The sequence below is a fragment of the Rhodoferax potami genome (genome assembly GCF_032193805.1).
In the GTDB taxonomy this organism is placed as follows: domain Bacteria; phylum Pseudomonadota; class Gammaproteobacteria; order Burkholderiales; family Burkholderiaceae_C; genus Allorhodoferax; species Allorhodoferax potami_A.
In genome coordinates, this window is the sequence record NZ_JAVBIK010000001.1 from 2,104,261 (window position 1) to 2,125,397 (window position 21,137).

The following is a 21,137-nucleotide window of genomic DNA, read 5'->3' on the forward strand; positions in this document are numbered from 1 at the left end:
AAGTTTGCGCAGCGCCATGCATCCGCGCAATTACGTCGCAGGTAATTGCGAAAGCGCAGCGCTGTGATTCAATGCCCGCATGGAAACCAGCACCATCCACCCGCACAACGCCCAGCCCGACAGCCTGCAAACCACCCTGCAAACCGCGCGCAAATCCAAGCGCCTGAGCCAGTTGGAACTGGCCCTGCGCATGGGCGTGAGCCAGCGGCATGTGAGCTTTGTGGAAAGCGGCCGCGCCCAGCCCAGCCGCGAGCTGCTGCTGAGCTGGCTGCACGAGCTGCAAGCCCCGCTTGCCCTGCGCAACGTGGCTCTGCAGCAGGCCGGCTTTGCCCCGGTCTACCGCGGCAGCGAGCTGGCCGACGCGGTGCTTGCCCCGGTGCGCGACGCGCTGGCCCAGCTGCTACAAGCGCACGACCCCATGCCCGCCATGGTGATGGACGCCGCCTGGAACGTGCTGCACATGAACCGCGGTGCCCAGTGGCTGGCCACCACCCTCATGCCCTGGGTGGCCGACCTGCCCCCCGGCGCGCCTGTGAACATGATCGACGCCATGCTTCACCCCGAGGGCATGACCAAGCACATCACCAACCTCGAAGAAGTGGCCCCCGCCCTGCTGGCCCACATGCGCGACGACGCCAGCGTGGTGCCCGACATCCTGCCCCGTGTGGAGCAGCTGGCGCAGCAGATGCAGCAGCGCCTGGGCAAACGGGTGCTGGCAGCGTGGCCGCGCCAGATGGCGCCGGTGCTCACCACCCGCTTTGCCACGCGGCATGGCGAGCTGGCTTTTTTCAGCATGTTTTCTACCTTCGGCACCCCGCAAGACATCACACTGGCATCCCTGCGGGTGGAGCATGTGTTTCCGGCGGACGAGGCTACGCGGGCGGTGTTGACTAAACATTTAAGCCAAATTGGCACCTAGCCCAGGTAAATCCTGCGCGGGCAGCTATTAAAATCGTAGCAAAGCGCGTGGCACGCTTGCGCCGTGCTCAGCCCATGGGCGTGCACAACTCCACCAAAAAGCCATTGATGTCGGCCACATAAGCAATCGTCTGGCCCCATGGCATCACCTCCAGGGGGCGCATGGGCGTGGCGCCGGCGGCTATGGCGCGCTCCAACGCGGCGCCTACATCGGGCGTGCACAGCGCAATCTCAAAGCAGGGCGCCGTGGGGCTGGCGGCCTGCGGGTTCTTGCCCAGCTGCTGCATCAGGCGGTGGGCTGAAAACGCGAGCGCGGTGCTGCCCGTCTCCAGCTCGCCGTAGTCGCCGCCTTCATGCAAAAAGCGGGTGGTCAGGCCAAAGGCCGCCTCGTAGAACTTGAGCGTGGCAGGCACGTCGGGGACGTAGAGGATGGTGTAGCCGAGCTGCATGGCAAGTCTCCCTGGGGTTGGTAATGGGCACACAATGAAGCACCGCCTCATTTTTACCAAGGGAGTTTGTCATGAAAAAAACACTAGCCGCCTTGCTGCTCAGCAGCCTTGCGCTGGCCGCCAGCGCCGAAACCGTGGGCACCGTCAGCACCACCTTCAAACTGCTCAGCCCCAACGACAAAGTGGTGGTCGATGTGTTTGACGACCCGGTCGTCAACGGCGTGGCCTGCTACCTGTCGCACGCCAAAACCGGCGGCTACGCCGGCGCGCTGGGCTTGGCAGAAGACACGTCTGATGCCTCAGTCGCCTGCCGCGGTAATCCCCCCGATAAACCAAAGGACCGAGAAGTAGAATTTTCTAAGAAGGAAGTTCTACGTGAAGAAGTCGAGATTTACGGATAGCCAGATCATGGCTGCATTGAAGCGTGTTGAAGCCGGTTTGCCGGTTCCTGATATCTGTCGTGAGTTGGGGATCAGCACCGCCACGTTCTACAAGTGGCGTGCCAAGTTTGGTGGCATGGACACATCCATGATGGCCCGCATGAAGGAACTCGAAGACGAGAACCGGCGGCTTAAGAAGATGTATCTGGAAGAGAAACTCAAGGCCGAGATCGCCAACGAGTACCTCGCAAAAAAGTAAGCCGGCCGTCTCGCCGGCGCGAGATGGCCAAAGAAGTCGTGCAGCAGCGTGGGCTTGCCATACGGGTCGCCTGTTCCGTGTTCTCAATCAGCGAATCCTGCTACCGCTACGAGTCCAAGCAAAACGCTGAGAATGAACTCATCGCTGATTGGTTGATGCGGCTGACGGACAACCACCGCAACTGGGGCTTTGGCCTGTGCTACCTGTATCTGCGCAATGTGAAGAGTTTCGGGTGGAACCATAAACGCGTGTACCGCATCTATCGTGAGCTGGAGTTGAACCTACGTATCAAGCCTAGGAAGCGCTTGGTGCGTGAGAAGCCCGAGCCTTTGGCTGTGCCAGAGGCCATCAATCAGGTCTGGTCGATGGACTTCATGCACGACAAGCTGGAGGACGGCCGTAACCTGCGCTTGTTCAATGTCATCGACGACTTCAACCGTGAGGCGCTGGGCATTGAGGTGGACTTCTCGCTGCCGTCGGAGCGGGTGATCCGAGCATTGAAGCAGATCATTTCCTGGCGTGGCAAGCCGCAAGTGATTCGATGTGACAACGGGCCCGAGAACATCAGTGGCACCATCCAGAACTGGGCCGAGGAATGGGGCATCCGGTTTGAATATATCCAGCCGGGCAAGCCACAGCAGAATGCCTATGTCGAACGGTTTAACAGGACTGTTCGATACGAATGGCTATCCCAGTATTACTGGTCCAGTATTGAAGAAGTTCAGGACTTCGCCACGCAGTGGATGTGGTCCTACAATCACGACCGCCCGAATATGGCCCTGGGCGGTTTCACCCCAATGCAGCACTTGGCCATGGCTGCATAACCGTTCTACTTTTAGGTCCGGTGGAAATTGGGGGGATTACCCCGCCAGGTGGGCCCCATCAGCTTCAAAGAAAAGGTCGACAAGCAAGACGAAGTCTTCAAGGCCAGCGCCTCTTTCTTGTTCAAACACGTGCGCGTGGTGCGCATGGTGGACGCGAAGCGCAACACCCTGGTCTACCTGTCGTACTCCGACAAGATCATCGAAGGCAGCCCCAAAAACAGCGTAACCGCAGTGCCGGTGCCGGCGGAGCTGCCTATTCCGGTGAAGTGACAAGCATCAACCTGCACGGCCGTGCAGGTCTTGCCACGCGGCAAGCTCCAAGGGTCTGATGCCGAAACGCACCGCATTGCCAGCCTCGTACTACTTGCATGAATGTTCATAGGCCGACTGCGGCACGTCGATGAACGACATCGGGAACAGGTCATGGCTCTTGGTGGAATCGCGCCAGTATCGCGCCACTTGAAGTGGCGCGATACTGGCGTCAAGGCAACTGACGTCACCCCGCAAATAGAAGCCAATTCGGCACCTAGCCCATATGGAATAGGCGCAAGATGCTATCAATACCGGAGCAAATTCCAAGGGCGTCGATCTGGCAAGCAGGGCCCGTGTCATTGGCCCCACTCGAAATCCCAGCGTGCCCTACTCAGTTTCAGGCGAGGTCATGGGGCCCCTGCAGCTCCGCAAACTTGGCCGCCATCGTGGGGTTGCCGCGGGTGAGCTTTTTGATCGTCAGGTCGTCGGCCTTGTCGTTGGCCAGGCGCAGGTTGTTGGCGGACTTGTGCAGCGCTTCCTTGGTTTTTTCCAGGTCCTTGATGGCTTCGTCAATGCGCTTCACGGCTTCTTCAAAGCCTTCAGAGGCCAGGCGCCAGTTGCGGCCAAACGCGGTCTTGAACTCGTCAAGTTGGGTCTCAAACTTGGTGATGTCCACATTCTGCGAGCGCACCAGCGCCAGCTCGGATTTGTATTTCATCGAGTTCAACGCCGCATTGCGCAGCAGCGTGATCAGCGGCACAAAAAACTGCGGCCGCACCACATACATCTTGGGGTAGCGGTGCGACACATCCACAATGCCGCTGTTGTACAGCTCGCTTTCGGGCTCCAGCAAAGACACCAGCACCGCGTATTCGCACGCCTTCTCGGTGCGGTCTTTGTCCAGCTCTTTCAGAAAGTCTTCGTTTCGCTTTTTGGTGGCGGTTTCGTCGCTCTCGTTCTTCATCTCAAACATGATGGAAACGATCTCGTTGCCCGACTCATCCATGTCGCGAAAAATGTAGTCGCCCTTGCTGCCGGAGCGGGCGTCGTTGTCTTTTTCAAAATGCGCCCGCTGAAACGCCGCCGCACGAATGCGGTTGAACTCAATCTCGCAGTGCTGCTCCAGCGTCTCGCCCACCATCTTGGTGGATAGCCGCGCCTTCATGTCCCGCAGGCGCTCAATCTCGCCCTCGCGGTCGCGCAGCTGCAAGGCGAATTGCTCTTTGATGGCTTTCTCTTCGAGCTGGTTTTTGACGGTGATGAGGCTCAGGTCATTTTTGAGCCCATCGCGCTCGCGGGCAACCACGCTCACAGCCTCATTCACGGCCAGCTGGCGCGCGGTGTCGCTGGCCGCCAGCTTGGCTTGCATGGCCTGAATTTCGGCGTCCTTTTTGGCGGCAGCCGCCTGCAGCTCATGGGCCAGCTTGGCCTCGGCCAACTGGGCTGCGGCCTGCTGCGCGCTGCGAGCCTTTTCTAATTCGTTCTTCAGCTCGTTCGCCAGCGCATCGCGCTCTTGGCTCACTTTGCTCAAGGCCTCGGTGACCGCCAGCTTGCGCTCCACCTCGCCCGCGTCCAGCTGGGCCTTCAGCGCCTGAATCTCGGTGTCTTTGGCAGACGCAGCTTTTTGCAGCGCATTGGTCACCTCGGCCTTGGCCAGGGCAATGGCGTTGTGCTTTTCGCGCTCAGCCAATTCGAGGCGCTCGTGCAAAGCCTGCTCAAATTCGCCATCGCGCACCTGCTTGAGGATGTCGGCATACCCCGCCTCGTCGATCTTGAAGGCTTTGCTGCAGTGGGGGCAGATGATTTCGTGCATATCTGTGCCTCATTTGTCGGTTGGGGAGTCACTAGAACAGCTAACAAAAAAAATATCGAAGCTACCGTAAGCCATTACTTAAGAAAGGTTCGATTTACCGTACCTAATACAGCCAATGGGTGCTTCCCTTAGTTTTTAATTACGAGAACATCACCTTTTACTTGATAGGTCTGTCCTTCCCACTCAAAAGAAACATCTTTTCCGACATCTTTTTTCGCATCGAGATATTCACTAGTCGCTTTTTTCAACAGTGGAAGAGCTCGCTTCAATTTCCAACCTTCGAAAAAATTTCCTGTATTGACCAAGACGATAAAAAATCGATTAGAAGCATCAAATCTCCGTATGCCTTGATTTTCGTAAAGCCACTTTATCAATTTCGTAGAGTTATTTTCAATAGACGAAATTAGCTCAAACCTAAAGTTCTCAAGTTCTTTTACAACGGTATTGGAACCAGAAGCCTGAAACTCTGTGTGCTTCATCCATAAATTTTCAAGCTGCTCCGAAGCTGTCAGCTCGGAATCAATTGGAATACCAAGACTTCTAGCTGATTGTTTCAACAGCGTCAGCTCTGGCTTGAGACCAGCCGATCGTCTACTCTCCGCTATGTATCCTTCAGGAAGATACGTAACCTTCAAGTCAAATGGGGTTTCATCGATGAAGAAATCAATTTTAGGAATCAAACCTAGGGCTGGTAAGACTCTTTTATGATCCTTAAAAACATCTTCGATCAAAATAGAAGTCCAATGGTTATACCAAGAACAAAGGACATATCCTCTCAGACTACTTTGTAAATCAGTTTCGATCTTTTTCTCTATTTGATCGTATGATGAAATCTTTTTGATGTAGTTATCTACTATCGTCTTCTCCAAACTATTCTGGTGAAGACCACCCCAATCAAATACCTTGAGTTTATAGAGTTCATTGAACAACTCTTCTTCTTGTTCACGACGAAGTTTTCTTTCCTCTTCGTAGTTTTGTTTAATGAACGAATCAATCACAGTCTGATCAACATCAAGACTAAAGGCTGTTGGTAGCTGTTCCTTAACCTTCAGGTTTTCAGCATCCACACCGTGCTGTCCCAAAAAATCAAGAAGGTATTTTGATCGGCTTAAGGAGCGAAGCCTAAGAAATTTTGCCCCCTCCTTTGTGGAAGCAAGCTCATTGAGTTTCTCACTCTTGAAAAGATTTTCAGCTGTTTTGAAATCCATTAGATCCACTCCTTAGTCCAAGAAGGTAAGCGATTTGTAGAAAATTTTGAGTTCGGCTTCCCTTTCGAAACGACCAAACACCAATCATTAACCAAAGCCCCTTCTCTGTTGTCTTGAACCACTGAGCCAGCACTGTAATCCGCTGAGAACCTTCCGAGATACTGCAACCCTTCTTTGCTCTCTTGAATGCTCTTCTTGATTGCTTCCCAAACTTCAGTTTCAGTCGTGTTGAAGATCAACACAAAATAGCCACCAGGTATTAATACACGTCCCACCTGCTTGATTACATCATCGAGTTTTTCTAGGTATTTCTGTAGAGATTTCTCACGTTTCGATGAATTTGAGTAAATAAATTCACTCTTCATATCAGACTTGAATCCCAAAAATGTATTCCACATTTCAGACAATTCAAGGTATGGGATACGATCACTATGAGGAGGATCTGTCACTAACAAGTGAACCGATTCCTTTTTCATTTTTTTCAAATGCTCGACAGCATCTTCACAATCTAATTTGATAGTGACTTTGGGTAAGGTATCTTTCCCAAATACATAATTGTCTAAAGAATTGATCAATCTGACTGAACGTCCTTCGAATACGTTCCATACGTTAATCTCGAAGTATGTTTTAGGTCTCCAGTATCCAATAACCCAACTTCCCACCTCATATTTTTTCTGTGGTTCAGCGGACTTCTTGGCTCGACGATTTCCAATCGTAAAAACCATTCTTGACATCTGTCCCAGTGAAGATGTCAATATGAATTTAGCAATCCTTTGCTGTCTTTCGTTAAGGGTAGATATTGCCCCAAGTAAATAGTCGATATTTTGTAATGCTCGAGGCGTGAACAGATCAGAAACCATCTGCCCTTCCTCAACATTTATACGACTGTTCTTATGAAGCTCTCTATCATTGAAAAAGTTGAGTTTGATTTCATTTGTGAACTGTACTTGCTTCTTAATACTCTTATTGAGCGGAACTAGCTTGGTTGCTCTCCCAACTTTTGTCCAAACCTCATCTACACCAGCTTCATTCCATACGATGTGAGAAATTAGGGTCCCGTCTTTCAGTGTGTAGCTCTCATTTATATTTTTCTCACACGTTGTCTTAATTAGTTCAAGAATTTCCCTAACTTCACTCTTTGATGGAGGTTGAATAAAAATCTTGGCTACTTCAATAGCTGCTGGATTGAGATCACATCCATCAAAATTAATCCCCCTCGAAAAACAGACGCTAGGAAGTACTCCCGAACCGACGAAGGGATCACAAACAAGGGATTCCATTTCTGTAAACTCATCAAGGATGAGTTCATACAGCTCTACAGGCTTTTTACCCCAGTACTTGTGACAGTTATAGACTCCTGAGTAGCCTTTCACATTCAATCTTTTAGCACTGTTTTCTTTGATTTTGGATTCAACCACTTTTTTACCGTTTCTCTCTGTTAGTCCGCCCAGTTTAATCGTCCCGGGTTTCGTGTAGGCCCGTTAGGTTAAGTCAGACCTAGATGGCGGCCTGACTGGCTAATTGCCGATAGTAATTTTCTTCAGCTTAGGTAGGAGGAATGTAGCCGATAGGCTCCAACAGTCTGTGGTGGTTAGCCGCCACATAAAACACCCTTGCCGCTTCCTTCTCATCCGCCCCCGCCGCAGGCATATGCCCCACGCCGGGTAGCGCCACCACGGGGAACTCCAAGCCTTTGCTGACCTTCATGGTCATGACCTTGATCTTGTTGCTGGTGGGGTCAAAGTCGCCAGAGCCCAAGCGGTTCTCTACCGGCAACTTTCGCTGCGCCAAAGTGCGGGCGCACAGGTCGCGCGTCTTGGTGTCTGCGCACAGCACGGCCATGTCGCCCCAGGCAAAACCCTCTTTGTGCGCGGCGGCAAAGTGGTCGGCAATAGCTTCCATCTCGGCTTGCAGGGTGGGCAGTTTGATGATGAGGGGCTCTTGCCCCTCGCGCCCGCAGCTCACGGGTTTGAGCAGGGGGATGCCGTCGTCGTCTTTGTCGTCTGCGGTCAGCAGGTCCGCGGCCACCAGGCTGGCGGTGTGCAATATCTGGCGGGTGTTGCGGTAGTTGATCTTCAGGATGGTGGTGCGCCCCTGCGCCTGGATGCCCACGCTCTTGAAGCTGAACTGCTTGTTGCGGGCACGCTCGTAAATGCTCTGCGCATCGTCGTACAGCACCAGCAGGCTGTTGGTGGTGGGGTCCACCATTTGGGTAACGAGCTTGAGCCATTCGGGCGCGAAGTCGTGGCCCTCGTCGATCATCACCGCTTGGTATTGGCCGCTGGGGATTTGTTTGCGGTCCACACCGCGGATGACGTTCTCCACCATCTCGTCAAACATGCGCGGGCCTTGATTGGGTATGGCCTGCCCATAAGCCACCAGTTGTTCGCGGCACCATTTATGAAAATGCCGCACATGCACTTTGCCGCCCAAGCCTTTGGCCTGCATGACGCTACGCAGCTTCACGCCCAACGGTTCGTTAAAGCAGAGGATCAAGATGGGTTTGCTACTCGCCGTGCTGGCTTGGGCCAGATACTCCGCGCGGTAGCCCAAGATCATGGTTTTGCCGGAGCCCGCCACGCCGTGGATCACGCGGTGCCCGTCGCCCAGGCTGCGGGCCAGCTGCTCTTGCTGCAGGTCCATCACCCGCATGATGTCGGGCAGCTCGGCCTCAGCGTCGTTGTCGTCAAACAAGTTGCCGCTGGTTTGCACCCGCACTTGCGGGAACATGATCCAGCGCACCCGGTCGATCTGGGGCAGGCTGAGCGTGCCGCGCATGCCGTAGGGGAACATGTCCCACAAGCGGCTTTGCAGGTCTTCGGCGTCCACGCTCTCCAGCATTTCGTCTTTGCAGAGCACGCGGTGGGGTTCGATGGCGTGGTGCAGTTCGGCGGCTTCGAACTGCTTGCGGGTGATTTCGGTCAACACCACGCCATAGCTCCACGGAAAAGCCACTTTGCCCGCGTGTGCGCCTTCGGTTTGAATGAGTTGCTTGTCGCGTTGCAGGGCGGTCACCACCGTTTGGGCGTATTGCCGGGCTTGCTCCAGCGGGTTGGCCACGGTTTTGGGGATGCCGTCGGGGATGATTTCCCAGGTCTGTTTGTCGGCCTGTTGGATGGTGCTGAGCTTCCAGTCTTTCACCTCCAGCACCAAGATGCCGCGCCGCGGGTGCAGCACGCAAAAGTCGGGGTGGGTGTTGCGCGGGCCCATGGGCACGTCGTACCAGAGCAGGTAGTCGTCATCGAGCTTTTGCTCCAGCCGCTCGGCCACTCTGCGTTCACCACTGGTCATGCGCGAAACGCACGCACTAATTGCCGGAATCAATGTCGCCATGAACTACCTGCCACCCTGAATGCATTTTTTTAGATGGCTGCCATCGTGCCCGCATAAAAGCACAATTTCCAGTTTTGGCGCTTGCGAATTTCACTGATTTTGCGCGGGCAATAGTTGGCTACCTCTCCGGGCCTGATTCCGCTACCATGCTGGTAACGCCATCAAACTTCGAGCCAAATATGCCTCTGGCGCTCATTTCTTTTGCGCGGGTAGCTATCAAATTTATAGCTTGTTGCCTGATGCTGCTGCCACTCTGGGTGTCGGCAGCTGCAGTGGATGTGCGAGCGCCGGGTTCCGGCAGCGTGGACCCGGGCCCGGTGGTGGCGGTGCTCGAAGACGTGTCGGGCGCGTTCACCCTGGCCGAGGTGTTGGCCGCAGATCGCGCGGGTGGTTTTGAGAAAGGGGCCGAGGTTGCCAAAGGCCTCTCGCTCGGCTACAGCCGCTCGGCGTTTTGGTTGCGCTTGGCAATCCGCAACCCCGAGCTGCGGCCCATAGAGCAGTTGCTGGAGGTGAGCAATGCGCGCATTTCCAGCGTGTCGCTGTATGTGCCTGATGCCTCGGGCAACTACAAGGCCATGGTGACCGGGGGTGACGCCCCCTTTGCCAACCGGCCGTACCCGCACCGCCACTTTGTGTTCCCGCTCACCTTGAGCCCGCAGTCCGAGCAGGTCGTGTACATGCGGGTGCAAAACAGCTCCTCGCTGATCGTGCCCTTGCGCCTGTGGGAGCCCCACGATTTCGACATTGCCAGCCGCCCGGAGTACATGGTGCAGGGCTGGTATTTCGGCATGGCCAGCGCCATGGTGCTGTTCAACCTGTTGCTGTGGCTCGCTATCCGGGACCGCATCTACATCTACTACGTGATCTTTGTGTTGGCCATGGCGGTGACCGTGGCCTCCAAGACCGGCTTGGGCGCGCAATATCTGTGGCCGGCGAGCTTGGTGTGGGGCAATTTCTCGTTTTTTACGGCGATCTCTTTCACGCTGGCGGCGTTTTACCCGTTCACCCGGCGCATGTTGGATACCCCGCGGACCATGCCCCGGGTCGACAGCGTCATGCAGCTGATGACGTGGGTGCATGTGCTGGCGCCCGTGGCTTATTGGTTTGCATTGCCGGTGGTGGCGCCGTATGGCACTGCGTTTTTCGGGTTCACCATTTTGTTTTACGGCGGGGTGGCGGTGTGGGGCTCCATCCGGCGGATGCGGGCGGCGTATTTCCAGCTGGGGGCGTTTAGTTTGCTGCTGGCCGGCACCCTGATGGCCGTGTTGCGCGCCTATGGCTGGATGCCCACCAATATCTTTACCGTAGACGGTTTGCAGCTGGGCTCGGTGTTTGAAATGCTGGTGCTGGCCTTGGCCCTTGCAGACCGCTTTAACGAAATGCGTCGCGAAAAAATGAGCGCCCAGAGCGAGCTGGTAGCCATTCAAGACCAGCTGGTCGACACCCTGCAGGCCTCTGAAAAAGAGCTGGCCTACCGCGTCGAAAAGCGCACCCGCCAGCTGCAAGCGGCCAATGCCCGCCTAGAGGCCCTGAGCATGGTGGATGGCCTGACCGGCATTGCCAACCGCCGCCACTTTGACCAGGTGCTGCACAAAGAGTGGGCGCGGCTGGAGCGGGTGAGCCAGCCCTTGGCGCTGGTGATGCTGGATGTGGACTGGTTCAAGCGCTACAACGACCACTTTGGCCACCAGGCCGGCGATGAGTGCCTGCGCGAGGTGGCCCTGGCGATCAGCGGTGTGAGCCGCGCCAGCGATTTGGTGGCCCGCTATGGCGGCGAGGAGTTTGTGATCATTGCCCCCGGCAACGATGGCCCGCAGGCCCTGCAAATGGCCCAGCGCGCCTGCGACGCGGTGCGCGAGCTGGCCATGCTGCACCCACTGTCTGAAGAGGGCTTTGTGACCCTGAGCTGCGGGGTGGCATATACGGTGCCCGGCCCCGAGAGCAGCCCCGAGAACCTGCTGGGCAATGCAGACAACGCCCTCTACGAGGCCAAGGCCCAGGGCCGCAACCGGGTGGTTCTGGCCCAGCCCTCGGGTTGGTAGCTGGTATTGAGGGGTGTTGTGTACAAGGCCCCCTCCACCAAGTGCTATGTAGTGCGAAACACGTGATCCCACAGGCTGGTGCTCAAGCCGTAGTGGTGGGTGTGCCCGCGCTGGCGGTGCAGCTCGTGCATAGCCTGAAACGGGGGCAACCGGTGCAGCACAAAGCGGTGCAGGCCATACTCAATCAGGGTCCAGCCACCTAGCCCGCCCAGCGCCCAGGCCACGAGCTGCCACTGCAATGCGTGGGGCGCCGCAAGGCCCAAAAACGCCGCCAGCGCTGCCACGCACACGCCATACACCCCGAAGTCTGCAAAGTACGCGAAACGGCTCTGTTGGATCGAGAGGAGTGGCATAGGTGATTCTGGGGGTCTCCTGCCGCAGGCTTTATGAGCGCTTGATGGCTTTAGCGACACTTTCTTTGGCGTCGCCCACCGACGCACGCACCGCGCCTAGGTTCTTTTGCACGTTGCCTTTGACCTCGAGCGACTTGTTGCCCAAGGCTTTGCCCACGACCTCTTTGACCTTGCCCTTGGCTTCTTGTGTGCGCCCTTTAATTTGGTCTTTGTTGATACCCATGACTCGCTCCTGAAAAGGTGGTCCGGCTCATCACCGGCATGCAACAAAGGTTGCACAAGCTGCACCATAGGCGGGGCGTTGGGGACCGTCGGTGCGCTGTCGTACCCGGGGCGAAAGCGCTGTTTATAACCATTGAGAATAAATGAGTTGACTTTTATTCCTGCGTGCATATAATTCGAGGTAGGAATGCGGTGTACCTCCCAACACACCCCTGTTCCACGAGAACCACCACGAGATGTCTCCTGCCGTTGGTTCCCGGTTTATTCGACACCTGTCGACCGCGTTGATCTGCAGAGCAGCAGCCAACCGAATCTCTTTTTGCTCAAGCCGGCCTTACAACGTGGCCCGCACCTCTCCCTTTAAATGAATCAGAATTTCGAATCCGCTATCCCGATGGGCAACTACATTGTTTCGCCCGCAACGCAAGAAACCAGCGCCGGTCTGTTCCGTGCCTCCATCGCTGTCCAACGCAGCCAGAGCAAAGGCGCTTACTGCCGGGTCTTCAACTTCGACTGCGAGTTTGTCTCTCGCGAAGCCGCCCGCGTGTACGCCATTACCCAAGGCTGGCTTGAAACCGGCATTGCCAGCCCGCAAACCTGCTGAAGCAGGCCGGACGCACTCGACACACATCACCCTATTCCGCCGCCCGCAAAGGCTGCAAACCCGCGCACCCCGGCCACCCGGGCTGACAGCGCACTCACTGAAAGGCTCACCATGAGCAGCAAAATTTACGTGGGCAACCTGCCCTACTCCGTCACCGATGACAGCTTGCAGAGCAATTTCGCCGAATTCGGCGAAGTGACCTCCGCCAAGGTCATGATGGACCGCGACACCGGCCGTTCCAAGGGCTTTGCCTTTGTGGAAATGAGCACTCCCGCATTTGCCCAAGCCGCCATTGACGGTTTGAACGGTCAATCCGTGGATGGCCGCTCCATTGTGGTCAACCTGGCTCGTCCGCGTGAAGACCGTGGTAGCTCTGACGGCTACCGCGGCGGCCGTAGCAGCTACTAAGCGCTCATCGCCCACAAAAAAGCCGGCTCTGGTAGCCGGCTTTTTGCGTCTGGCGGGGGGTGTATTGATAGTTGAGCCGCCCCATTACTTGATGGTCACAAGCACCCGATAAACTGGGGGAATGACATTTGAAACTTTGACGATAGACGGCGCGCCTGCAGTCCGGCTGCAGGGCCCGCACGGGGACTCGGTCACTGCGCTGCTGCGGGGTGGCCAGGTGATCTCGTGGATCGATGCAAGCGGCACCGAGCGCTTGTATTGCAGCCCGCTCTCGCCACTGGCCGGCCCGCAAGCCGTGCGGGGCGGGGTGCCGGTGATTTTTCCGCAATTCAGTGGGCGCGGCCCCCTGATGCGCCATGGCTTTGCCCGCACCCGCGACTGGGCTTTGGCCGACACACCGGCCGGCGCTGCGCACCCCACGCTGGTCATGCGCATGGAGCATTCCGCCGCAGAAACCGCGCTGTGGGCCCATGACTGTGTGTGCACCCTGGCTGTGGCTTTGGAGGCGGCTGGCCTGCGCATCACGCTGGCCGTGCATAACACCGGCAGCAGTGCGTTGAGCTTTCATGCGGCACTCCACACCTACCTCGAGGTGGGTGACGTCACCCAAGCCACGCTAACCGGCGTATTGCCGCAAGGCGAGGTCTTGTCGCTGGCCGAGCCGATTGACCATTTGTTTGAATCTGTGCCCGGCCCCTTTGCCCTGCGCAGCCCTGCCAGTGCCTTGGACATGGCCCACGAAGGCTTTACCGACGCTGTGGTCTGGAACCCCGGGCCGCAAGCCGTGATTGCCGATTTGCCCGCCGGAGGCTATGCCCGCTTTCTGTGTGTGGAGGCGGCCTCGGTGGGCGTGCCGGTGCAGCTGGCACCGGGCGCGCACTGGCAGGGTTGCCAGTACTTGGTCACCGCCGCGTAGGGCTAAGCCCCGCTTTTTTACAATGCCGGCGCACACGGTGCCCGGCACCCTCTAACGGAAACCTCCATGACCTCTCCAGAATCCACTACCAAGCGCGCCAAGTTGCGCCCCATTCCCAGTTTCATTTTTGCCAGCCGCTGGCTGCAGCTGCCGCTCTACATCGGGCTGATTGCGGCACAAGGCGTGTACGTCTTCCATTTCTGGCTGGAGTTGGTGCACTTGCTGGAGGCCGCTTTCGGCAGCCAGACCGCGCTGCAGGCGCTGGTGACCAGCATCGGCTACAAGTCAGATGTGCCGGTGCCCGCGCTGAACGAAACCATCATCATGCTGGTGGTGCTCGCGCTGATTGACGTGGTGATGATCTCCAACCTGCTGATCATGGTGATCGTGGGCGGCTACGAGACCTTTGTGAGCCGTATGGACCTCGACGGTCACCCCGACCAACCTGAGTGGTTGAGCCATGTGAACGCGTCGGTGCTCAAGGTGAAGTTGGCTACCGCCATCATCGGTATCAGCTCTATCCACCTGCTCAAGACCTTTATCAACGCTGCCAACTACGACGAAAAAGTGCTGATCGCCCAGACGGCGATTCACATCACTTTCTTGTTCTCGGCCATTGCGATTGCCTACACCGACAAGCTGCTCAACAGCAGCCACCAGAACACCAGCCACTAAGGCGGGTTTGCCGCAGGCCACTAGGCTGTGGCCTGCCCTCAAGGCGCAGAATTTTTGGTCAAATAGGCCTCTAGCCCAAGTAATTTCTGCGCACCTAGCTACTAAAAATATAGCAAAAGTAGCATCACAAGGGACGGTTTCTCATGATTCAAGTTCGCGATCTGGTGTTCGACTACCTTGGCCACCGGGCGCTGCACGGCGTGTCGGTCGATATTCCCAAGGGCACGGTGATTGCCTTGGTGGGCCCCAACGGGGCCGGCAAATCGACCCTGATGCGCTGCATGGCGGGGCTGGATACGCCGCTCTCGGGCAGCATCACCGTGGGCGGGGTCGATGTGCAAGAGCACCCGCGCGAGGTGCACACCAAGCTGGGCTATCTCTCAGACTTTTTCGGGCTCTATCAGGAGCTCACGGTGCAGCAGTGCCTGAGCTACGCCGCGGCCGCCCAGGGGATTGCAGACAAGCACATTGCCAAGCGGGTGCAGGACGTGGCCCGCTTTTTGAACCTTACCGACAAGCTGCAAAGCCTAGCCAGCAACCTCTCGCGCGGGCAGCGCCAGCGGGTAGCGATCGGCCAGGCCATTGTGCACATGCCGCAGGTGCTGTTGCTCGACGAGCCCGCCAGCGGCCTGGACCCCGAAGCCCGGGCCGATTTGTCGGCCTTATTCCGCACCCTGCAGGCCAAGGGCATGACGCTGGTGGTGTCGAGCCACATCTTGAGTGAGCTCGACGAGTACTGCACCCATATCCTCTCGATCCGCGATGGTCGGGTCAGCCGCTTTGCCAGCCTGGCCGCTACCGCGACCGGCGCCGAAGGGGTGATCAAGACGCTGGTGCAGATTCAGTTGGCTGCGCCTGCACCGCAATTGGCGGGGCTGTTAGGCGATTACGAGGTGGCCCATCTGGATGTGCAAGGCCTGGCCCCCAGCACGGTGTACCTGCCCGCGGGCGACTTGGCCGCACGCGCCGTGCTGCTGGCGCGCCTGACCGCTGCCGGTGTAGCGGTGTGTGGCTTTCAGGAGGTGCGCACCACGCTGCAAGCCAGTTATGACCAGACCGGTGCAACCGGCCGCCCAGGAGAGTCCGCATGAACCCCGAATTCAAACGCAATCTCTGGCTGGAAATGTCGCCCAGCCGCTTGGCCATCATGCCCGGGGTGCTGGCCTTGATCGGTCTGTTGGTCTATGTGTTGAACCCAGACGACCCGCAGCGCAGCTTGTTTGTGGCGTTCTCGGTGCTATTTGTCGGTTTGACCGTGGGTTGGGGCAGCCTGCTGGTGGTGTCGAGCATCAACAACGAGGTGAGCGAGCGCACCTGGGACCAGCAGCGCTTGAGTGCCCTGAGCCCGTGGAGCATGGCCTGGGGCAAGCTGTTTGGCAGCGCTGCCTACGCCTGGTATGGCGGCTTGCTGTGCGCGTTTGTAGCGGTGGTGGCGGCCTTGTCGGGGCCGGCGTTTTGGAGCCGTTGTGTCTGGCTGCTGGTGGGTGCCGTGGGCACGGTGGCGTTGCATGCGTGGTTGATGGCGAGTCGCTTGCACACCCTGGATATCCGCTCGGAAAAAGCCAGTGGCATGGCCGGCCGCCTGTTTGGTGTGTTTCTGGTGCTGCAAACCTTGCCGGTGATTTTCATGGTGCTGCGCGACCCGAGCTCGCCGGATCGCGAGGGTCTGGGCAGTTGGTGGGGTTGGGGCTTGCCCCTGTCCATTCAGTCGTTGTTGGTGGCCTTGCTGCTGTTGGCGCTGGGCTTGCTGGCGCTGTGGCGCAGCATGGGCAAGCAGCTGATGGTGCGCGGTGTGCCCTGGGCCTGGGCACTGGGGGTGTTGGGCCTGGGCTGGGTGATCGCCGGCTTCATGCCGACCCCCGGCTGGGGCGCGCCGCTGTGGATGACGCTGGCGTGTACCGCGCTGGCATCCACCTACGGGGCGCTGTTCACCGAGTCCAACAACCGGCTCGTCTGGCAGGCGGTGCTCTACCACCGCGCGCACAGCCCGGCACGCCGGGTCTGGCAGGCCCTGCCCCTGTGGCCGGTGAGTTGGGCGCTGGCCGCCGTGTGCCTGGTGGCCTATTCGCTCACCGGGGGTGCTGCCAGTGAGGCTGCCCGCGATGTGCCCGCGCTCGAGGGGTTGATGTGGATGGCCCTGCTGCACACCCTGCGGGACTGCGGCATCTACCACTTCTTTGCCTTGCGCAACACCAGCCGCAAGCCCACCGCTATGACGCTGCTCACGCTGTTTGTGCTGGGGGTGGTGCTGCCGGCCCTGGTGGCCAGCGCAGCGCCCGGCTTAGCGCCTTGGCTGGAGCCGTTTTTCGGTGCCAAAGCGCTGGCGATGGGAGAAGAGTCGCTCGGTGCGAGCGCCTGGCTCGGCATGGCCTTGCATCTCGTGGTGGTGGCAGGGCTGGTGGCTTGGCGCTGGTCGGCTGGCGCACCCGCTGCCCTGCGCAGCGCCCGGGCAGATTAAGGGCGAGCGTGGTCCGCGTCGGGCCGGTGCGCCGGATCGACGTGGGTCATTAAATTCAAGACCCGGTGGCGCTGGAGCACCGCTTGGCGGGCGGCTACGGCGATGTTGTGACCCTCTTCCACGGTGAGCTGTGCGTCCACCTCGATGTGGGCATCGGCCACCACCATGTCGCCCATCTTGCGGGTGCGCACATCGTGCACGCCTGATACGCCGGGCGTGGTCAGCAAGGTGGCGCGAATGGCTTGTACTTCGGCTTCATCAAGGCCGCGATCCATCAGGTCGTGCAGCGCGTCCCACGCAAAGCTCCAGCCCATTTTGCCGACCATGAAGCCCACTATCAGGGCGGCAATCGGGTCCAGTAACGGGTAGCCGGCCATGCTGCCAAGAATGCCCAGGCTCACCACCAATGACGAGGCGGCGTCCGACCGCGCGTGCCAGGCGTTCGCCACCAGCAGGCTGGATTTGACGGCCTTGGCGACGCGCAGCATGTAGCGGAACAAGAGCTCTTTGGTGGCGATGGCCCCCAACGCCACCCACAAGGCCGTGGTGTGGGCCGGGGCAATGGTATCGGGCGACTCCAGCTTGCCCAGGGCCGACCAGACCATTCCGCCGCCTACTGCGAGCAGGATCAGGCCCAGGGCCAGTGACGCTGCGGTCTCAAACCGCTGGTGCCCGTAAGGGTGGTCGTCATCCGCGTCTTTTTTGGCATGGTGGCCGGCGAACAGCACCACAAAGTCTGACACGAGGTCAGACAAGGAGTGAATGCCGTCCGCGATCAGCGCCTGCGATTTGGTGAGCGTGCCCACGATGATCTGGGCACTGGCCAGCACCACGTTCACCACCACGCTCACCCAGGTGCTACGGCTCGCAGCTGCCGCGCGTTCCGCGGCACTGTGGGGGGCGTGTTCGTCTTCTTGTTCGGTAAATTGCATGGTGCGCAGTGTGACCGGCCAAGATGACGGTGGCCTTAACTGAGGTGCTTGCCGGCGATGCCGGCCAACTCAAACATGGTGACTTGCGGCTTGCCGAACACCGCGAGCAGCTTGGCATCGGCGTTGATGCTGCGCTTGTCTTTGGCGTCTTGCAGGCCGTTGGCCTTGATGTAGTCCCACAGTTTTTTCATGACCTGAGGCCGCGCAACCGGTTCGGCACCGATCACCGCGGCCAACTCAGCGCTGGGCTGTTTGCCGCTGGCGGCTGTGGTCTTGCGCGGAGCCTTGGGCTTGGATTCTTTGACGGCAGCAGCCTTCTTTGCAGGTGCTTTTTTGGCTGCAGCGCCCGTGGTTCCTGCGCGAGCAGCTCCTGTTTTGGTAGCGGCACCGGTCTTGGCAGCTGCTTTGAAGGCGGTCTTGCGGGGCGGGAACTTGCTGGGCGCGAACTCGAAGTTCACCTTGCCCTCAGCCGCGTCCCACGCCAGCATGGCCTTGAAGTTGCGGCGGGTGCGCATCGAGACAAATTTCTCCAGCAAGTCGGTCTTGCCGGTGGCCAGCAGTTTTTGCATTTGCTCGCGCTCGATAGGCTGCTGCAGGATGATCTGGCCGCTCTTGAAGTCGCAGCTCGGGGTGGCCTGCGCATCGGTGGGCACCGACTTTTCGCAGACGTAGTTCTTGCCGTGTTCAAACACGTTGCCGCCGCACTTGGGGCAGGCGCCCAGCGCGGTTTGGCTGCTGAAGTCGATGATCTCGCCGTCTTCTTCGCCGGCCTTGTCGTCGCCGAAGTCGAACTCCAGTTTGTAGTTCTTGGCCTCCTCGTCAAACTTGATGACCATCTCGGCCACAAAGGGCCAGCCGGCCTTGGAGCGGAAACCGTCCAAGGGGCCGATGTGCTTGTCACGCAGGAACTGCTCCACCTCTGCGGGCTCGAAGGTGCGCCCCGCCGGGGATTTACCGAACGAGAAGCCGCAGCCTTCGCTGTGGCCATCTGCACCGGTACAGGTATAGCGGCGGTAGTTTTCTTTGACGATGCCACCGCAGTTGGGGCAAGGGGCCGCCAGGGTGGCGTAGTCACCGGGGATGGTGTCACGGTCGTATTCCTTGGCCTTTTTGACCATGTGCTCGGTCATGGCGGCGATCTCGGCCATGAACTTTTCGCGGCTGAGCTTGCCCTGCTCCATCTGGGCAAGCTTGTATTCCCACTCACCGGTGAGCTCGGCCTTGGTCAGTTCTTGCACGTCGAGGCCGCGCAAGAGCGTCATGAGCTGGAAGGACTTGGCGGTGGGGATCAGCTCGCGGCCTTCGCGCAGCATGTATTTCTCGGCAATCAGGCCTTCGATGATGCTGGAGCGGGTGGCTGGGGTGCCCAGGCCTTTTTCCTGCATGGCTTCGCGCAGCTCGTCGTCCTCCACGGTCTTGCCGGCACCTTCCATGGCGCCCAGCAGCGTGGCTTCGGAGTAGCGTGCAGGCGGTTTGGTCTTGAGGCCCTTGGGGTCTACCGGGTCGCCCTTGACCTTTTCGCCGGGCGCCACGGGCACCAGGTTCTGGCCCTTGTCGCCTTCCTTGGCATCTTCCACTTCGGCGGCGGCTTCTTTGCCGTAGATGGCCAGCCATCCCGGCTTGACCAGCACCTTGCCTTCGGTTTTGAAGGCGTGTTGGGCAGCGGTGGTGATGCGGGTGGTGACCTGGTATTCGGCACTCGGGAAGAACACCGCCATGAAGCGGCGTACCACCAGGTCGTACAGCTTTTGCTCTGCCTCGCTCAGGCCGTTGGGCGCTTGCAGGGTGGGGATGATGGCAAAGTGATCCGAGACCTTGGCGTTGTCGAACACGCGCTTGGTGGGGCGGATGTAGTTGTTGTTCAGTGCGACCAGTGCGTGCGGCGCCAGATGGCGCATGTCGCTGTCGGCCAGCATCTCGAAGGTCTTTTTGACGACCGGCACATAGTCTTCAGGCAGGGCGCGCGAATCGGTACGCGGGTAGGTCAGGGCCTTGTGGCGCTCGTACAGGCTCTGGGCAATCTGCAAGGTGGTCTTGGCCGAGAAACCAAACTTGCCGTTGGCCTCGCGCTGCAGGCTGGTCAGGTCGAACAGCAGGGAGAAGCCTGGGTGGTGGGCTTGCTCTCTTCGGTCACGGTGGCGGGCTGGCCGCGCACCGCGTCTGCAATCGCCTTGGCCTCGGCTTGGGTCCAGACCCGGTCGGCCTTTTTCTCAGCGTCGTCGGCATCTTTTTTGTGGGCGGGGTTGAACCACTTGCCAGCGTACTCGCCCGCTTGCGCGGCAAAGGTGGCGTGGATCTCCCAGTAATCGCGGCTGACAAACTTGCGGATCAGCTCTTCGCGCTCCACCACTACTGAGAGCGTGGGGGTCTGCACACGGCCCACGGTGGTCAGGAAGAAACCGCCGTCGCGGCTGTTGAAGGCGGTCATCGCACGGGTGCCGTTGATACCCACCAACCAGTCGGCTTCAGACCGGCAGCGGGCGGCGTCGGCCAGGGGCTGCATTTGCGCGTTGGTGCGCAGGTTGTCAAAGCCCTCGCGGATGGCCTGGGGCGTCATGGACTGTAGCCACAGGCGGCTGACCGGCTTGCCCAGCGGCTTGGCGCCACCGGCGTATTGCTCAATCAGGCGGAAGATCAGCTCTCCTTCGCGGCCCGCGTCGCAAGCGTTCACGATCTTGTCGACATCTTTGCGCTTGGCCAGCTTGACCACCGCGTTCAGGCGGGTCTTGGTTTTGTCGACGGGCTTGAGGTCAAAGTGGGGCGGGATGACGGGCAGCTGCGCAAAGCTCCATTTGCCGCGTTTGACGTCGTAGGCCTCGGGCGCCTGGATCTCGACCAGGTGACCGACGGCGCTGGAAACCACGTAGCTGTCGCTCTCGAAATATTCGTCGTGTTTTTCAAACTTGCCCGCCACCGGAGTGAGTGCACGCACGATGTCTTGTGCGACCGACGGCTTTTCAGCAATAACCAATGTTTTGTTCAAAACGGTGTTTTTCATCTGACTACAATCCAATTCTCGCGTGCGCGCAGGCGCGCACTTGCACACGCAGGCACGCACACATGCGCGCCCATACGATTCACCATACCAAAC

Annotated in this window: 18 protein-coding genes and 2 pseudogenes; 11 read left to right on the plus strand and 9 right to left on the minus strand. The window is 58.7% G+C overall.

The genetic code is table 11. The features are described 5' to 3' along the window. The first annotated feature begins 79 nt into the window (after window positions 1-79). Window positions 80-919: a helix-turn-helix transcriptional regulator gene (locus RAE19_RS10085; RefSeq protein ID WP_313874763.1), complete on the plus strand. Its 840-nt coding sequence runs from the start codon at window positions 80-82 to the stop codon at window positions 917-919. Window positions 920-986: 67 nt separating this feature from the next. Here RAE19_RS10085 and RAE19_RS10090 read toward each other — a convergent pair whose 3' ends face one another. After that, entirely contained in the window at window positions 987-1,367 is a 381-nt protein-coding gene (locus tag RAE19_RS10090) for a VOC family protein (RefSeq protein ID WP_313874764.1), read from the minus strand. A 71-nt stretch (window positions 1,368-1,438) separates the two neighbouring features. On the opposite strand from RAE19_RS10090, the gene RAE19_RS10095 reads away from it, so the two are divergent. From RAE19_RS10095 to RAE19_RS10105, 3 genes and pseudogenes are all read left to right on the plus strand, one after another. Then, window positions 1,439-1,768, plus strand: coding sequence for a CreA family protein (locus tag RAE19_RS10095; protein ID WP_313874765.1), 330 nt, complete (start codon window positions 1,439-1,441; stop codon window positions 1,766-1,768). Beyond that, a protein-coding gene (locus RAE19_RS10100) for an IS3 family transposase (protein WP_313873731.1) occupies window positions 1,743-2,830 on the plus strand; the annotation gives its coding sequence in 2 pieces (ribosomal slippage) (window positions 1,743-2,004 and window positions 2,004-2,830; 1,089 coding nt in all). The genes RAE19_RS10095 and RAE19_RS10100 overlap by 26 nt, the downstream gene beginning before the upstream one ends. A gap of 42 nt (window positions 2,831-2,872) precedes the next feature. Next, a pseudogene (locus RAE19_RS10105) lies at window positions 2,873-3,100 on the plus strand (CreA family protein); the annotation flags it as partial. Window positions 3,101-3,479: 379 nt separating this feature from the next. On the opposite strand, the gene RAE19_RS10110 reads toward RAE19_RS10105, so the two are convergent. The 4 genes from RAE19_RS10110 to RAE19_RS10125 all read right to left on the minus strand — a co-directional run bounded on the left by RAE19_RS10110 (window position 3,480) and on the right by RAE19_RS10125 (window position 9,436). Then, the gene (locus RAE19_RS10110) at window positions 3,480-4,895 is read right to left on the minus strand and encodes a DUF2130 domain-containing protein (RefSeq protein WP_313874766.1); all 1,416 of its coding nucleotides are present in this window, start codon (window positions 4,893-4,895) and stop codon (window positions 3,480-3,482) included. A gap of 128 nt (window positions 4,896-5,023) precedes the next feature. Next, a complete protein-coding gene (locus RAE19_RS10115) occupies window positions 5,024-6,103 on the minus strand; it encodes a hypothetical protein (RefSeq protein WP_313874767.1) in 1,080 nt (359 codons plus the stop codon). After that, window positions 6,103-7,521, minus strand: a complete 1,419-nt coding sequence (locus tag RAE19_RS10120; protein WP_313874768.1) for a DNA methyltransferase — start codon at window positions 7,519-7,521, stop codon at window positions 6,103-6,105. The genes RAE19_RS10115 and RAE19_RS10120 overlap by 1 nt, the downstream gene beginning before the upstream one ends. A gap of 127 nt (window positions 7,522-7,648) precedes the next feature. Next, entirely contained in the window at window positions 7,649-9,436 is a 1,788-nt protein-coding gene (locus tag RAE19_RS10125) for a DEAD/DEAH box helicase (protein WP_313874769.1), read from the minus strand. Between the two features lie 239 nt (window positions 9,437-9,675). On the opposite strand from RAE19_RS10125, the gene RAE19_RS10130 reads away from it, so the two are divergent. Continuing rightward, complete coding sequence (locus RAE19_RS10130; RefSeq protein ID WP_313874770.1) at window positions 9,676-11,478, plus strand: sensor domain-containing diguanylate cyclase; 1,803 nt, start codon at window positions 9,676-9,678, stop codon at window positions 11,476-11,478. 44 nt (window positions 11,479-11,522) lie between these two features. Here RAE19_RS10130 and RAE19_RS10135 read toward each other — a convergent pair whose 3' ends face one another. Continuing rightward, window positions 11,523-11,831 carry a hypothetical protein gene (locus RAE19_RS10135; RefSeq protein WP_313874771.1) on the minus strand — a complete coding sequence of 103 codons (309 nt, stop codon included), beginning with the start codon at window positions 11,829-11,831 and terminating at the stop codon, window positions 11,523-11,525. A 31-nt stretch (window positions 11,832-11,862) separates the two neighbouring features. After that, window positions 11,863-12,054, minus strand: a complete 192-nt coding sequence (locus RAE19_RS10140; RefSeq protein ID WP_428984042.1) for a CsbD family protein — start codon at window positions 12,052-12,054, stop codon at window positions 11,863-11,865. 363 nt (window positions 12,055-12,417) lie between these two features. Here RAE19_RS10140 and RAE19_RS10145 point away from each other — a divergent pair, with 363 nt between their 5' ends. The 6 genes from RAE19_RS10145 to RAE19_RS10170 all read left to right on the plus strand — a co-directional run bounded on the left by RAE19_RS10145 (window position 12,418) and on the right by RAE19_RS10170 (window position 17,114). Further along, window positions 12,418-12,657 carry a hypothetical protein gene (locus RAE19_RS10145; RefSeq protein ID WP_313874772.1) on the plus strand — a complete coding sequence of 80 codons (240 nt, stop codon included), beginning with the start codon at window positions 12,418-12,420 and terminating at the stop codon, window positions 12,655-12,657. 111 nt (window positions 12,658-12,768) lie between these two features. Then, on the plus strand, window positions 12,769-13,065 hold the full coding sequence (locus RAE19_RS10150; protein ID WP_313874773.1) for an RNA recognition motif domain-containing protein: 297 nt from the start codon (window positions 12,769-12,771) through the stop codon (window positions 13,063-13,065). Between the two features lie 121 nt (window positions 13,066-13,186). Further along, on the plus strand, window positions 13,187-13,981 hold the full coding sequence (locus RAE19_RS10155; RefSeq protein ID WP_313874774.1) for a D-hexose-6-phosphate mutarotase: 795 nt from the start codon (window positions 13,187-13,189) through the stop codon (window positions 13,979-13,981). 66 nt (window positions 13,982-14,047) lie between these two features. After that, entirely contained in the window at window positions 14,048-14,656 is a 609-nt protein-coding gene (locus RAE19_RS10160) for a TIGR00645 family protein (protein ID WP_313874775.1), read from the plus strand. Between the two features lie 143 nt (window positions 14,657-14,799). After that, a complete protein-coding gene (locus tag RAE19_RS10165; RefSeq protein ID WP_313874776.1) occupies window positions 14,800-15,747 on the plus strand; it encodes an ABC transporter ATP-binding protein in 948 nt (315 codons plus the stop codon). Continuing rightward, the gene (locus RAE19_RS10170; protein WP_313874777.1) at window positions 15,744-17,114 is read left to right on the plus strand and encodes a hypothetical protein; all 1,371 of its coding nucleotides are present in this window, start codon (window positions 15,744-15,746) and stop codon (window positions 17,112-17,114) included. The genes RAE19_RS10165 and RAE19_RS10170 overlap by 4 nt, the downstream gene beginning before the upstream one ends. On the opposite strand, the gene RAE19_RS10175 is transcribed toward RAE19_RS10170, so the two are convergent. Both RAE19_RS10175 and RAE19_RS10180 read right to left on the minus strand, forming a co-directional pair. Further along, window positions 17,111-18,046: a cation diffusion facilitator family transporter gene (locus RAE19_RS10175; protein ID WP_313874778.1), complete on the minus strand. Its 936-nt coding sequence runs from the start codon at window positions 18,044-18,046 to the stop codon at window positions 17,111-17,113. The two genes, RAE19_RS10170 and RAE19_RS10175, sit on opposite strands and share 4 nt — an antisense overlap. Window positions 18,047-18,081: 35 nt before the next feature. Next, window positions 18,082-21,029: pseudogene (locus tag RAE19_RS10180) on the minus strand (DNA topoisomerase III). Between the last annotated feature and the right edge of the window lie 108 nt (window positions 21,030-21,137).

Bases quoted from the DNA above. Each gene is read 5' to 3' on its own strand.
- RAE19_RS10085 (WP_313874763.1), top strand. From the start codon at position 80: ATGGAAACCAGCACCATCCACCCGCACAACGCCCAGCCCGACAGCCTG.
- RAE19_RS10090 (WP_313874764.1), bottom strand. From the start codon at position 1,367: ATGCAGCTCGGCTACACCATCCTCTACGTCCCCGACGTGCCTGCCACG.
- RAE19_RS10095 (WP_313874765.1), top strand. From the start codon at position 1,439: ATGAAAAAAACACTAGCCGCCTTGCTGCTCAGCAGCCTTGCGCTGGCC.
- RAE19_RS10110 (WP_313874766.1), bottom strand. From the start codon at position 4,895: ATGCACGAAATCATCTGCCCCCACTGCAGCAAAGCCTTCAAGATCGAC.
- RAE19_RS10115 (WP_313874767.1), bottom strand. From the start codon at position 6,103: ATGGATTTCAAAACAGCTGAAAATCTTTTCAAGAGTGAGAAACTCAAT.
- RAE19_RS10125 (WP_313874769.1), bottom strand. From the start codon at position 9,436: ATGGCGACATTGATTCCGGCAATTAGTGCGTGCGTTTCGCGCATGACC.
- RAE19_RS10130 (WP_313874770.1), top strand. From the start codon at position 9,676: ATGCTGCTGCCACTCTGGGTGTCGGCAGCTGCAGTGGATGTGCGAGCG.
- RAE19_RS10135 (WP_313874771.1), bottom strand. From the start codon at position 11,831: ATGCCACTCCTCTCGATCCAACAGAGCCGTTTCGCGTACTTTGCAGAC.
- RAE19_RS10140 (WP_428984042.1), bottom strand. From the start codon at position 12,054: ATGGGTATCAACAAAGACCAAATTAAAGGGCGCACACAAGAAGCCAAG.
- RAE19_RS10145 (WP_313874772.1), top strand. From the start codon at position 12,418: ATGAATCAGAATTTCGAATCCGCTATCCCGATGGGCAACTACATTGTT.
- RAE19_RS10150 (WP_313874773.1), top strand. From the start codon at position 12,769: ATGAGCAGCAAAATTTACGTGGGCAACCTGCCCTACTCCGTCACCGAT.
- RAE19_RS10155 (WP_313874774.1), top strand. From the start codon at position 13,187: ATGACATTTGAAACTTTGACGATAGACGGCGCGCCTGCAGTCCGGCTG.
- RAE19_RS10160 (WP_313874775.1), top strand. From the start codon at position 14,048: ATGACCTCTCCAGAATCCACTACCAAGCGCGCCAAGTTGCGCCCCATT.
- RAE19_RS10165 (WP_313874776.1), top strand. From the start codon at position 14,800: ATGATTCAAGTTCGCGATCTGGTGTTCGACTACCTTGGCCACCGGGCG.
- RAE19_RS10170 (WP_313874777.1), top strand. From the start codon at position 15,744: ATGAACCCCGAATTCAAACGCAATCTCTGGCTGGAAATGTCGCCCAGC.
- RAE19_RS10175 (WP_313874778.1), bottom strand. From the start codon at position 18,046: ATGCAATTTACCGAACAAGAAGACGAACACGCCCCCCACAGTGCCGCG.